The organism is Roseofilum capinflatum BLCC-M114 (assembly GCF_030068505.1).
Taxonomy (GTDB): domain Bacteria; phylum Cyanobacteriota; class Cyanobacteriia; order Cyanobacteriales; family Desertifilaceae; genus Roseofilum; species Roseofilum capinflatum.
Map to the genome: position 1 here is coordinate 56,003 of NZ_JAQOSO010000002.1, position 12,634 is coordinate 68,636.

Consider the following 12,634-nt stretch of genomic DNA (forward strand, 5'->3'; position numbering starts at 1 on the left):
GCTTTACTCGCTAAGGATTTGGGGAACCTTAAAAAAGTCCCCATCGCGATCGGGGGCATTGTCTAAAAGGGCTTCCCGAAACTCATCGGGGGTGAGTAAATCTTCGCGGGTGATGTTGCTTAATTCGATCGCTCGCGTGGTGGGGGGAACCCCTTCAGTATCTAACTCATTGAGCTGTTCCACATATTCGAGAATCTGGCTCAGTTCCCCACTTAACTGGGCTTCTTCTTCCGGAGTCAGGGCTAAACGGGCCAGATGGGCAACTTTATGAACTTGTTCTTGGTCGAGCATAGGGGTTATGGAAGACTACAGCAAAAAAGTATACTTAGAAAAAGACTTCGCCTTGCGATCGCCCGGTATTTTTCAACCAGTTTTGGGCTTCAATATAGTTATTGGGAGCCATTTTAATTGCTTGGCTCCAATAATCGGCGGCGATATCAAATAATTCTTCCGCCTTCTCATTATCACCGGCTGCTTTTGTTTGTTCGCCCTTATAGTGATAGATGACGGCAATATTATTCAGGGCTTGGGGCATCTTATCATTCAAGTCCAAGGCTTGCTCATAATAGTCGATCGCCTTGTCATGCTCCCCATTACTGGCATGGATCAAGCCCACATTATACAGAATATAGCTGCGATCGTTGGGATCGTCCTCTAACTCCAAAGCTTCATAATAATTATCCAAAGCCTCTGCATACTCCCCATCAGCCTGGGCAGACATCCCATCGCGATAATAGGCAAAGGCAGTTTTCGACTTATTGCTGGTGGGCAGAATCTTGAGAATAATATCTGCCATCACCGTAAAGCTTTTATCAATAAAGTTATCGTTGCGCTGGGTTCTGGGCATAACCGTTTAGATTAAAGGGTTTCAATTTTTCATTGTAACAAGGATAGACAGTTACAGCGCAAAGCACTCTCAAGAGGTACAGCAGCACCCGATCTCCCTGAGCTAACCTTAACCCAGGGGGGAGTTAAGACAGTTCCCTTTTTTAAGGCTTACCTTGCTCGTCCTGAGCGCAGTCTCCGCTTGGCAAGTTAGCGCGGGCGTTTCTTCTCCACATTTCGGGTTTAATGCGTCTGAGGGCGGAAGCGCGAAACCGTCGATCCCACTCTTGCTCGGAAAGGTTGGCGAGATCGATGAGTTTGGGGGCGAGGTTTTCCGGATAGGGATGGAAGTCTGCGATCTGCGTCGGTTGGGAAAACCGTTGATTCCAGGGGCAAACGTCTTGACAAATGTCACATCCAGCCACCCATCCGTTGAGGTTTTTGGCGATCGCCTCCGGAAGTTCCTCAGCACGGTTTTCAATCGTGTGATAAGCAATACAGCGATTGGCATCCACCACAAACGGTTCGGCGATCGCCCCTGTAGGACAAGCCTGAATGCAGCGCGTACAAGTCCCACAATGCTCTGTATGGGGTTGATCCGGCTCTAAGGTCAAATTCGTCAAAATTTCCGCCAGAAACACCCAGGAGCCAAATTTACGGGTAATCAGATTCCCATGTTTACCCACCCAACCCAAGCCTGCCGTCTCGGCCCAGAGTTTATCTTGAACCGGCCCCGTATCCACATAGCCCTTAAGTTGAATATCTTGCCCCTGCTGCTGTAACCACGCAGCAAAAGCCTTTAACTTTTTGCCGATGACTCGATGATAATCCCGTCCCCAAGCATAACGAGAAATTTTGCCATACTCTAGCCCTTGGGGTTGAGCATAGGGAGCATAATAATTGAGTGATAAACTAATAATCGAAGCTACTTGGGGGAAGGCGGTGCGGATCTCTTGGCGTTTGGGATTAGCCATCCAATCCATGTCTGCATGATAGCCCTGGGCTAACCAAGAATTGAGCCGTTCAGCCGCTTTTTGGGCGATCGCCCGATCTACCACTGCTATCCCCACTTGACTAAAGCCAAGCTCAATCGCTTTTTCTTTCACCTGTTCTGAACTTAAGGTTCCAGAATCATCAGACATCAATCCCCCCAAACTCACCTTGCCAACCCAACTTATTCTTTCTTCAAAGCGGGGACACTTGCCTCTAATTTTAGGCAATTACGACCTTCAACTTGCAGGCGATACTCTACCCGATCCATCAACCGATTCATAATCAGCCATCCATAACCCCCTTCCTGTTTTTGTTCTGGATCGGGAGGCAAATAAGTAGCTAGATCATATCCTTGGCCATGATCCCAAATCTCTAGGGCAATGTCACTATTTTTGAGTTCCAAACACATCACCACAGGCAATTCCGCCTTCTCTTTATGGGCATGGCGCACCACATTAGAATAGGCTTCTACTAAGGCCAATCGAAACCGAGTGGATTGTCTTGACCAATCCGGTGACTCCCCCAGCTCCACTTCCAAACAGCCTAATAACCAGGACTCAACAATTCCCAGAAATTTCAAATCGCTTGGCACATTTAGCTCCGTTTTCATGAGACCTACAAAACCTCCAAAGATAGCAGCGTTTGATCATCTTCTTGTATAGCACTATCTGCTCGAACACTATCAAGCAGTTGGGTTAAACTCAGTTTGCCCGGTTGTTGAATCAACAATTTCCATAACCCTTCTTGATTCAGCATGGCTTCTGAATCGATTTGACCAGCACTGTGATCTTTCGCTTCGGTAATGCCATCACTCGTCAGTAAAAGCACATCTCCTGGTTCCATTTTCACCTGTCCAGACTGAGCTTTCCAAACGGGTAAAATACCCACCGGAATACCGCGAACTTTGAGAATATTCGGTTCGACTGTAACTGGCTCATTTGCCGCCAATTGCTCCATCAGTTTTTTGTGAGACCAAACCAGGGGATAAACATGGCCAGCGCTGGCATAGGCGAGTTCCTGAGTCGAAGGACGATAGCGAGCAACCGCCATGGTGATAAAAGAGTTGTTATTGGTCAAATCATCGATCAGGGAACTATTGAGGTTGCGAATCACTTCATTCGGCTCCTGGGACGTATCCTGGGACAGTTCGCGACGCAGTACGGAAATGGCACTGGCCATAAATAGAGCTGCCGGAACCCCTTTACCAGATACATCACCCACGGCTACCCAAATATCGCCTTGGGGATGCACATAGACTTCAAAGAAATCTCCGCCGACTTCCCGTGCCGGATAGCAATAGGCTTGCACATCAACTGCATCAATTTCAGGCCAACTTTGCCGCAGTAGGTTCGCCTGAAATTGACGAGCCACTTCGAGTTCCGATTGCAATTGATTAGCCAGTTGAGTCGCTCGTTCATAGAGTCTGGCTTGGGAGAGCGCTAAGGAGGCTTGTTCGATGATGCTCTCTAGCAGTTGAACATCCTCATCGGGCCACAGGCCATCGGTGTCATATTGATAGAGAGAGAGGATACCGAAGAAGGTTTCTTGGTAGATGAGGGGGACGGCTAAGTGCAGATAGGGGCGATCGCCTTCTGCATACCGTTGACTTTGGGTTTGATGATTCTCTAGAGCCGCTTCTATTAAGGCTTGAGAGTCTGGAGAATTGAGTAAATTCGCCTCGTCTGCCTCTTCAGACGGATTACGATAAGCAAACCGATGTTGTGTTAACTTATTGTCTTCCACAGATTGGAGACAGCAGAAATCCGCCTCAAAATTCTTGCCCACTGTCTCGCTGATATTTTGCAACATGCTGTTGTAATCCAGCTTATCTCTGAGGGCCGTCATCACCGTATTCTGAATGGACTCCCGTCGTAGCGATCGCCTCAAATTATTGGTACTTTGTTTAATGACCTGATAGGTCTCTGAGGCTTGCTCAATCAAGGCCTTCAGTTCCGTCGGGTTCCAGGGTTTAACAATATACTTAAACACCTTCCCCGCATTAATGGCCTCAACCAAGTCCTCCACATCCGTATAACCCGTTAACAAGATGCGGATCGTATCGGGATACTGTTCTACGGTCTTACCTAGAAACTCAGTCCCATTCATTTCTGGCATCCGTTGGTCAGAGATAATGATCGACATTTCTCCTTCTTGATCCAGAATCTCTAGAGCGGCCTTTGCACTTTCGGCGCGATAAACTTGAAAATCCCGCCGAAAGGTTCGATACAGTAGATCGAGGTTATCCCGCTCGTCATCAACGACCATTAATTTGGCTTTTTTGCTCCGTCGTTCTCGGCGTTCACCCTGACTCATGCCACACTCCCATTGCCGGTTAGTTTGACACTATAGTAGATAATCTCACCCAGTGGGGATAAGACTTTCGGTTTCACGGGCCATTCAAAGCTGCTATCTTTACTAGATTTCATGAGGTTTGTCAAGGTCATCTCAATCTACAGGATCATTTGCTCGAAGCAGTTGAATATTTGGGGATATTGATCTGCATTATTAGACAGTTTACACCGACTGGACTAGGCCTGAATAGGGGGATGGGGGAGTGGGGAGATGAGGAGGATGGGGAGGATGGGGAAAAATCGGATATAACAAGGAAAGGGTAAAACCCAGTATTGCCTATTGCCTATTCCCCATTCCCTATTCCCCATTCCCTATTGCCTATTCCCCATTCCCCATTCCCCATTCCCCATTCCCCATTCCCCATTCCCCCAAATCTTAATCTTTTCCCCCTTGACAATTTCCCAAAAATCTTTCAAGTTGACAAACTAGCTAGAGATTAACCCATCTCTGCCAATCCATTCCCCCTATGCCCTATGTCAAGCCTCGTTATTGTTGAATCTCCAACCAAAGCGCGAACCATCCGCAACTTTCTACCCACGGGTTACCAAGTAGAAGCCTCCATGGGTCATGTTCGCGACCTTCCCTCTGCTGCTGATGAAATTCCGGCCAGTTTCAAAAAGGAGAAATGGGCCCAATTGGGAGTCAATGTAGAATCGAACTTTGAACCGCTTTATGTGATTCCCAAAGATAAAAAGAAAATTGTTAAAGAACTCAAGGATGCTCTGAAAAAAGCCGATGAGTTGATTCTAGCGACAGATGAAGACCGAGAAGGGGAGAGCATTAGCTGGCATTTGAAGGAATTGCTCAAACCCAAGGTTCCCATTAAACGGATGGTCTTTCATGAGATTACCCAAGAGGCGATTCGGGCTGCCTTGCAAAACTGCCGAGATATCGATTTGCAATTGGTTCATGCTCAGGAAACTCGGCGGATTTTAGACCGTTTGGTGGGGTATACGATTTCTCCTTTATTGTGGAAAAAAATCGCGCCGAAACTCTCAGCCGGACGGGTGCAGTCGGTGGCGGTGCGGTTGTTGGTGGCTCGCGAGCGGGAACGGCGAGCGTTTCGTCAAGGGTCTTATTGGGATCTGAAGGCGGAATTGGAACAAACCAAAACGGCGTTTGAAGCCCGGTTAATCACTCTGGATGGGGTGAAAATTGCCACGGGTAGTGATTTTGATCCGGAAACGGGGAAAATCGTTAAAAACCGTCAGGTTAAACTGCTGAATGAGACGGAAGCGAAGGCGCTGCAAAAACAGTTAGAGGGGAAAACTTGGACGGTGACGGAGGTGGATGAAAAGCCGACAACGCGCAAACCTTCGCCTCCGTTTACGACTTCGACTTTGCAGCAGGAAGCGAACCGCAAATTGGGGTTGTCGGCGAAGGAGACGATGCGGACGGCACAAAATTTGTATGAGCAGGGCTATATTACTTATATGCGGACGGATTCGGTGCATTTGTCGAAGGAGGCGATCGCCGCCGCTCGTAGTTGTGTAGAACAAAAGTATGGCCCGGAATATCTCTCTCCCCAAGCACGCCAATACAGCACCAAAAGCAAGGGAGCGCAGGAAGCTCACGAAGCCATTCGTCCAGCCGGAAAGCAGTTTCGCACCCCCCAAGAAACCGGTTTAGGAGGTCGGGAAGCGAAAGTTTATGACCTGATTTGGAAGCGTACCGTAGCGTCTCAAATGGCCAACGCCCAGTTAACCCAAATTGCGGTTAACCTGCAAGTGGAAACGGCTGAGTTTCGCTCTTCTGGTAAACGGATTAATTTTCCTGGCTTTTTCCGCGCTTATGTGGAGGGTTCCGATGATCCCGATGCAGCCTTGGAAAATCAGGAGGTGATTCTACCGGAACTGAAGGCAGGGGATCATCCTGATTGTAAACAATTAGAGGCGATCGGTCACCAAACCCAACCCCCCGCTCGCTATACGGAAGCCTCCTTAGTCAAAACCCTGGAAAAGGAAGGGGTGGGCCGTCCGAGTACCTACGCCAGCATCATTGATACGATTATCGGCAAAGGCTATGCCCAAATGGTCAACAAGGCCCTGATCCCTTCCTTTACGGCCTTTGCAGTAACCAATTTGCTAGAGCAACATTTTCCCGACCTGGTGGATACTCAATTCACCTCGCGCATGGAACAAACCCTAGATGATATTTCTACGGGGGAAGTGGACTGGTTACCCTATCTGAAAACCTTTTATCAGGGAGAAACGGGTCTGGAAACTCAAGTGAAGGAACGGGAGAGTCAAATCGATCCGAATACGGCGAAAACTCTGGAATTGGAAGGCTTAGAGGCTAAAGTCCGTTTAGGGAAATACGGCCCCTATGTGGTAGTGGAAAATGGAGAGGATGAACCGCTTACGGCCTCTATTCCCCCTCACCTCACCCCCGATACCCTGGATCAAGATCAGGTGCAAACCCTGATCAAGCAGAAAACTGAGGGGCCTGACTGCCTCGGTGTTCATCCGGAGATGGGAGAGGAGATTTTTATGCTCAATGGAACCTATGGCCCCTATGTGCAACTTGGGGAAGTTTCCGAAGAAAATAAAAAACCCAAACGCGCATCCCTCCCCAAAGGCATGAAACCGGAAGATGTCACCTTGGATATGGCTGTGGGTTTGTTATCCTTACCGCGACTGTTGGGCCAACACCCCGAAACCGGAGCGAAAATTAAAGCGGGTTTAGGTCGCTTTGGCCCCTATGTTGTCCACGATCAAGGTAAGGAAGGTAAGGATTATCGCTCTTTGAAGAAAGAAGATGATATCTTAACTATTGGCCTCGATCGCGCTCTGGAATTACTGGCCCAACCGAAGCGAAGTCGGGGAGGGGGTCGTGGAAAGACCAAGGAACCCCTGCGAGCGTTAGGGGCACACCCAGAGGATGGGGAGGCAGTTAATCTTTATGATGGCCCCTATGGCCCCTATGTGAAGCATGGTAAGGTCAATGCTAGTGTACCCAAGGAGCGGCCGGTTGAAGAGGTGACCTTAGACGAAGCCCTAGAGTTACTCAAGGCTAAGAAAAGCACTAAAACGACCAGTACCCGCTCCCGCAGTCGTAAAAAGGCTTAGTGACAACAGGGCCAGTTCTCCCCTTTTTCCTCAAACTCTTGTGGAAAACTTCCAAAGCTTGTGGAAAAAATGTGGAAATTCTCCCAAAAAGAGACCCGATCCACAGAACGGAGGACAGGTCTTTGTTGGATGGAAATGATACGGCGATCGGACTATCACCCAATTCTTTGTTAAACTAGGGAGTGACCCCCTTGAGTAGGATAGAGCCGATTCTATGGGACGTAAAGCTAAACTGAAACATCAACGCCATCAAGTCCAGTCTCCAGATGCTAAACCGGAGACTGTGCCTTTAGAGACAACTGATTTTGTCCAGGAGATTCAGCAACAAGGCTATCAGTTCAAAGAGACTAAAACGGCTCCAGAGATTCCCCAGAATCAGATTAAACCCCAGTTGTAACAGAGAAAGCAGTGGCAGCATGGCCGGGTTATATCCAGTCCGTTTAGCTGTAGTTTAATGGATGACCCAGAGTTGATATTGAAAACTTAATCACTAAAAAGATATATTGCGCTATAATTATACTTGAACTCTTCAATCATCCTGATTCAGATTCCTAGGAGATCGCCTGATGAAAAACTATCCCGAAATCGGCAAACACTTTATGGCCGGGAGTAAAGAACTGGGGAAAGCAGAGCCAGACACCATGAAAGCGTTTAAGACCTTAATTATGGCCACAACGGCCAAAGAGGGAGCGCTCTCGCCCAAAGTTAAAGAATTGATTGCTCTGGCTCTGGGGATTGCGGCCCGATGTGATGGTTGTATCGCCCATCATACAGAAGCTTGCATCAAAGCCGGAGTAACCCGTGAAGAACTGGTAGAAATGATCGGGGTTTGTCAACTGATGGGGGGCGGGCCCTCAACGGTTTATGGTGCAGAGGCTTTGATGGCTTATGACCAGTTTATGGCAGAAAAATCTTAAAGATTAACTCAATGACAAGTCCCTCGCCTCCAATTGGCAGAGGGATTTTTTTTTGTAAGCCCGAAGCGCTCTCATATTTTAATGAGGAATGAGAGGAGTCCCAGGAACGTTAGAGCTGGGTAAAATAGGAGTTGTAGGCGTTCCGTTATAGAGTTGAGTTTCTCGATCTAAAATCGAACTTACTTTTTGATAACAGAGTTCACATTGGGGTAAGGAATCACCGATGTTGGTTAATCCGAGTTTCCCAAATTCTGATAAGGTTCCCATTAAGTGAAATACGGTTCCGGTTTCAGTTCCGGTATCAAAATGTAGATTATGATGGGCGATAATATCGATTAAATCGTGGGGCAAGAGTCCTTGATAGCGTTTTTTCTGTAAATTATCGCTTGCTAAATAATATTTGGGTCGTCCTTTTTGGCTATAAAATAAGCCATCTTCAGAATTATAAAATCCTCCGGTCAAATATTTTAAGGTCATAAATGGATGGGTTGTGCCACCGCAGCGCAAATTAATTTCAATGGCAAATACATCCCAATCTGAGGAAGGGCTGTTAGTAGAAGGGAGGGCAATAAAGTCAACAGAAAAGCGCTCTAAGGCTCCTTTTTGGGCTAAATTTTCGCCAATTAAGCGGCCATATTCTTGGATTTTAAGGCGATAGGGTTCGTCGGCAGGAAATTGACAGCCGAGGTAAATTTGGCCATCGGGGCCGCCTAAAATTTGGTCATGGGTGGAGAGAATTTCGACGGTTCCTAAAGGGTTGATTTGGGCTTGGACACTCGGCGATCGCTTGTTGTCTCCTTCAATAAAGGCTTCCACAATAGCCCCTAATTCGGGAATACGGGAGCCAAAGGTGGGCCAGGTTTCTCCGGGGCCTTGAAAGGCGAGGTGCTGGAACTGGTTTTTGATGGCGCGGACGCGATCGCCATGACTAGCCCTTCCGGGTTGATAATCAGCAATGGGGCTTAAATTGAGTAAGGCATTGCCTTCACCGGAAAATCCTTCATTGAGTTTAATCACCATCCGCTTCAGGTGGGGTTGTCGCTCCCATAAATTAGCCGATGCTTCCGCTAAGTCTTGGGAATTCCAAACCGAATGGCAGCCATCGGGATGGGGAATGTTGCATTGGGCAAAAATTTCCCGACTGCCCGATTTCGTACCCCAGTAGAGTAGTTCCGGATCGCAAGCAAACAGGGGAAGCTGTAATCTGACTGATAATTCCCGCTCCCAGGAGGTAGAATTGAAGCAGACCATATAAGATTTTGGGGAACGGAGCGATCGCCGAATTCGTTCGATTAAGCGAGGACGGTCTAAAATTTTTTCCGTTAGAGATTTACAGGAGCGATCGTAGGCAGAAAAGAGTAACAGGCGATCGCGAGCATGGGAAAAGGGAATACCGGGTAAAAGGTGGAGATAATAATCAACAATGATCTCTGGTAGGGGTTCGGAGGTCACATAAACTAAGCGAGTGCGAGGATTTTTTAATCGAATCAGGGAAAACAGCATCCGCTCTTCGTAATGCATCACCCCTTCAACTTTCTGAAGTTCTTGTTGATCCAAGGTCAGGGAGGGAATAACCAAGATATCATAATCATCAGGTTCGGTTATGGGGGAAGTCTGCCAATTCGGGGCAATCTCACTTTGATCCAGGAGTTGGGGTAACTCACAACTTTGATGAAAGAGTGAATTTCGCCACTGAGTTTGAAGATATCGAAATTGGTCAATGACATCCGGTCGATCTTTACATTCGATTCCGTGGTTGGAGTGGTGCATTCGGTCAACCCACTATAACGTCTATATAATAAAACCCTATCAGATTGGATGTCTGCTATTTGATGAATAATCTTTGAGCAACTACCGGCCTTTTACAGTTAAGTCCTTTGAGTCAATCCCAGGTGAATCATGATCATCGAAGATGAAGAACTGCGACAACTTTATAAAGTCTCTAGCGAGGAACACCTGCAAAATCTAGAGGCAGGTATTTTGCACCTAGAGCAACATCCAGACGATGGAGACAAACTCCAAGAAGTTCTCCGAGAAGCTCATACCCTCAAAGGAGACTCTCGGATGTTGGGAGTCAAGGATGTGGAATCCCTGGCCCATCAAATCGAGCAAGTGGTCGGTAAACTCAAAGAGGATACTAAGGCCCTTGAGGGGGGAATGGACGATCGCCTCTATTATGGCTTAGATGCCATTCGCCAAGTTGTCCATGAAGCCGTCACTGGCGAACCTTCAGGTATTGAAGCCTATAAAGTCTTAGCCGTCCTCATGGGGGCAAATCTCCCTGGCCATTCCACTGCACAAGCTGAACCGGTGGAGGAGGAACCCCCAGAGGTCGATCGAGCCGCACCGGAACCCCAGCCAGAGGAGTCAGAAGAGCCGGCAGAGACCCTATCGGCAGCAGAGGAGTCTCTTCCCGAACCGGAGCCAGTACCCCAACCAGAGGAGCCAGAAGAGCCAGCAGAGACCCCATCGGTAGCAGAGGAGTCCCTTCCCGAACCGGAGCCAGCACCCCAGCCAGAGGAGCCACCAGCCCCAGCAAAACCGGTTTCTGAAACGCCCTCTCCTGCCCCTGTACCAGAAAAGCCTCCTTCTCCCCCCCCTGTACCAGAAAAGACTAACTCGAAGACCGCAGCACCGGTCATGGGATCGAATTATCGGATTGAGAGTGTGCGGGTTGCCACTCAAAATCTAGATGATTTGATGACGCAAACCGGAGAGTTAACCGTCAGTAAAATCCGCATGGCTCACCATATTAGTACGATGAACGATATGGTCTCGTTGTGGGAAGAGTGGAACCGGCAAACCTATGGCAATCTTAGTTTTGAGCAGAGTGTTGATAAGTTGCAAGCGCTCAAACAACGCCATGAAGAGTATTTACAAGAGATGGGGAAACTGTTAAATCAGTTGCGATCGCGAGCTTCCGAAGATGTCGCTCGTTTAGAGGCGATCGCCAATCAACTCGATTCTGGCATTCGCACCCTACGCCTATTACCCTTATCCACCATTTTTAACCTCTTTGGGCGCTTAGTGCGAGATTTAGCGAAACAACAAGGAAAACAAGTCAACTTAATCCTAGAAGGAGCAGAAACCAAAGCCGATAAACGCATCTTAGAAGAAATGAAAGACCCCTTAATGCACATGATCCGCAATAGCATCGATCATGGCATTGAAACCCCAGCCGAACGCATCGCCCAAGGCAAACCCCCTCAAGCAACCATTCATCTGAAAGGGTCTCAAATTGGCAATAGTATCATTATTGAACTTGAGGATAACGGTCAAGGCTTAAACATAGACAACATTAAACGTACAGCCAAAAACAAGGGGCTGCGACGACCCGAAGAACTCGAAGCCATGACCGAATCACAAATTCAATCCCTCATTTTTGCCCCTGGATTTTCCACTCGTAAGTTAGTTACTGAAGTTTCTGGGCGCGGTGTTGGGTTAGATGTGGTACGCACCAATGTAGAGCATTTGAAGGGAAGTATCCATGTTGAATCCACTCCCGGTAAAGGCTGTAAATTTACCATTCAACTGAGTACCAGTTTAGCCACCGCTTCCGTCTTGTTGGTGTCCGTCCAGGGTGCGACCTATGCCATTCCAGTAGAATTTGTGAAGACCACTTTACTCATTCCAGAACATCAAATTTTTGCGATCGAGGGTCGAGATACTTATGCCATGGATCAGGAACCCATTTCCATTGCCCGGCTGGAAGACATTTTAGAATTATCCTCTCCTTTTCAATCTGAAGATGAATCTGCAAAAACTAAAACCCTAGAACTTTTGCCCTGTATTATCCTGCAAGTAGGGCCAGAATTGTTAGGGGTAATTGTAGATGAATTGCTCGATCAACAGGATATTATCCTTAAACCCCAAAGTCGCCTGTTGCAACGGGTGCGAAATGTATCCGGGGCAACCATTTTAGGAACAGGCGAAGTCTGTATGGTCTTAAATCCTCAAGATTTAGTCAAGTCAGTCCAAAAGAAAAATATCCAACGAAAAATCGAGTCATCTGAGACGATCAAAACGCCAGAGGAAAATGTAAAACAAGCCGTTTTGTTATTAGCAGAAGATTCGATCGCCACCCGGACTCAAGAAAAACGAATTTTGGAAAGTGCAGGTTATGAGGTGGTGACGGCTGTAGATGGCTTGGATGCCTATAATAAGTTGAAAACTCGTCATTTTGATGGTGTGATTTCTGATGTGCAAATGCCCAACTTAGATGGGTTATCCTTAACCGCAAAAATTCGGGAGCATAAGGAATATGAAGATCTGCCAATTATTTTAGTCACCTCTTTGGCTTCTGATGAAGATAAACATCGAGGTGCAGAAGCCGGAGCAAGTGCCTATTTAACGAAGGGAGGATTTAGTCAAGAGTTATTATTAGAAACAGTACGGCGTTTAGTGTAGCTACTTTTAGCCTACAGCGCTTTACCCTCTTTTAAGCAGGACATAAAATGTTAAGATTGGTGCTATCCTAAC

11 protein-coding genes are annotated in these 12,634 nt (G+C 47.4%); 5 read left to right on the forward strand and 6 right to left on the reverse strand.

From position 1 onward, the window contains the following. Nucleotides 1-3: 3 nt before the first annotated feature. The 5 genes from gatC to PMG25_RS00730 all read right to left on the reverse strand — a co-directional run bounded on the left by gatC (nucleotide 4) and on the right by PMG25_RS00730 (nucleotide 4,131). On the reverse strand, nucleotides 4-291 hold the full coding sequence (gatC, locus tag PMG25_RS00710; protein ID WP_283756037.1) for an Asp-tRNA(Asn)/Glu-tRNA(Gln) amidotransferase subunit GatC: 288 nt from the start codon (nucleotides 289-291) through the stop codon (nucleotides 4-6). Between the two features lie 34 nt (nucleotides 292-325). Further along, nucleotides 326-847: a photosystem I assembly protein Ycf3 gene (locus PMG25_RS00715; RefSeq protein WP_283764994.1), complete on the reverse strand. Its 522-nt coding sequence runs from the start codon at nucleotides 845-847 to the stop codon at nucleotides 326-328. A gap of 142 nt (nucleotides 848-989) precedes the next feature. Next, nucleotides 990-1,967, reverse strand: a complete 978-nt coding sequence (gene queG, locus PMG25_RS00720) for a tRNA epoxyqueuosine(34) reductase QueG (RefSeq protein ID WP_283764995.1) — start codon at nucleotides 1,965-1,967, stop codon at nucleotides 990-992. Nucleotides 1,968-1,999: 32 nt separating this feature from the next. Continuing rightward, entirely contained in the window at nucleotides 2,000-2,428 is a 429-nt protein-coding gene (locus PMG25_RS00725; protein WP_283764996.1) for an ATP-binding protein, read from the reverse strand. 5 nt (nucleotides 2,429-2,433) lie between these two features. Next, entirely contained in the window at nucleotides 2,434-4,131 is a 1,698-nt protein-coding gene (locus PMG25_RS00730) for a SpoIIE family protein phosphatase (RefSeq protein WP_283764997.1), read from the reverse strand. Between the two features lie 311 nt (nucleotides 4,132-4,442). Between PMG25_RS00730 and PMG25_RS00735 the strand changes: the two genes are divergently transcribed. The 4 genes from PMG25_RS00735 to PMG25_RS00750 all read left to right on the forward strand — a co-directional run bounded on the left by PMG25_RS00735 (nucleotide 4,443) and on the right by PMG25_RS00750 (nucleotide 8,155). Further along, the gene (locus PMG25_RS00735; protein WP_283764998.1) at nucleotides 4,443-4,610 is read left to right on the forward strand and encodes a hypothetical protein; all 168 of its coding nucleotides are present in this window, start codon (nucleotides 4,443-4,445) and stop codon (nucleotides 4,608-4,610) included. 33 nt (nucleotides 4,611-4,643) lie between these two features. Further along, nucleotides 4,644-7,238: a type I DNA topoisomerase gene (topA, locus tag PMG25_RS00740; protein ID WP_283764999.1), complete on the forward strand. Its 2,595-nt coding sequence runs from the start codon at nucleotides 4,644-4,646 to the stop codon at nucleotides 7,236-7,238. Nucleotides 7,239-7,452: 214 nt separating this feature from the next. Next, nucleotides 7,453-7,635 carry a hypothetical protein gene (locus PMG25_RS00745; RefSeq protein WP_283765000.1) on the forward strand — a complete coding sequence of 61 codons (183 nt, stop codon included), beginning with the start codon at nucleotides 7,453-7,455 and terminating at the stop codon, nucleotides 7,633-7,635. A gap of 169 nt (nucleotides 7,636-7,804) precedes the next feature. Beyond that, complete coding sequence (locus PMG25_RS00750) at nucleotides 7,805-8,155, forward strand: carboxymuconolactone decarboxylase family protein (RefSeq protein WP_283765001.1); 351 nt, start codon at nucleotides 7,805-7,807, stop codon at nucleotides 8,153-8,155. A gap of 78 nt (nucleotides 8,156-8,233) precedes the next feature. Here PMG25_RS00750 and PMG25_RS00755 read toward each other — a convergent pair whose 3' ends face one another. Beyond that, the gene (locus PMG25_RS00755; protein WP_283765002.1) at nucleotides 8,234-9,925 is read right to left on the reverse strand and encodes a peptide ligase PGM1-related protein; all 1,692 of its coding nucleotides are present in this window, start codon (nucleotides 9,923-9,925) and stop codon (nucleotides 8,234-8,236) included. 129 nt (nucleotides 9,926-10,054) lie between these two features. Here PMG25_RS00755 and PMG25_RS00760 point away from each other — a divergent pair, with 129 nt between their 5' ends. Next, on the forward strand, nucleotides 10,055-12,562 hold the full coding sequence (locus tag PMG25_RS00760; RefSeq protein ID WP_283765003.1) for a hybrid sensor histidine kinase/response regulator: 2,508 nt from the start codon (nucleotides 10,055-10,057) through the stop codon (nucleotides 12,560-12,562). The last annotated feature ends 72 nt before the right edge of the window (nucleotides 12,563-12,634 follow it).

Bases quoted from the DNA above. Each gene is read 5' to 3' on its own strand.
- gatC (WP_283756037.1), bottom strand. From the start codon at position 291: ATGCTCGACCAAGAACAAGTTCATAAAGTTGCCCATCTGGCCCGTTTA.
- PMG25_RS00715 (WP_283764994.1), bottom strand. From the start codon at position 847: ATGCCCAGAACCCAGCGCAACGATAACTTTATTGATAAAAGCTTTACG.
- queG (WP_283764995.1), bottom strand. From the start codon at position 1,967: ATGTCTGATGATTCTGGAACCTTAAGTTCAGAACAGGTGAAAGAAAAA.
- PMG25_RS00725 (WP_283764996.1), bottom strand. From the start codon at position 2,428: ATGAAAACGGAGCTAAATGTGCCAAGCGATTTGAAATTTCTGGGAATT.
- PMG25_RS00730 (WP_283764997.1), bottom strand. From the start codon at position 4,131: ATGAGTCAGGGTGAACGCCGAGAACGACGGAGCAAAAAAGCCAAATTA.
- topA (WP_283764999.1), top strand. From the start codon at position 4,644: ATGTCAAGCCTCGTTATTGTTGAATCTCCAACCAAAGCGCGAACCATC.
- PMG25_RS00745 (WP_283765000.1), top strand. From the start codon at position 7,453: ATGGGACGTAAAGCTAAACTGAAACATCAACGCCATCAAGTCCAGTCT.
- PMG25_RS00750 (WP_283765001.1), top strand. From the start codon at position 7,805: ATGAAAAACTATCCCGAAATCGGCAAACACTTTATGGCCGGGAGTAAA.
- PMG25_RS00755 (WP_283765002.1), bottom strand. From the start codon at position 9,925: ATGCACCACTCCAACCACGGAATCGAATGTAAAGATCGACCGGATGTC.
- PMG25_RS00760 (WP_283765003.1), top strand. From the start codon at position 10,055: ATGATCATCGAAGATGAAGAACTGCGACAACTTTATAAAGTCTCTAGC.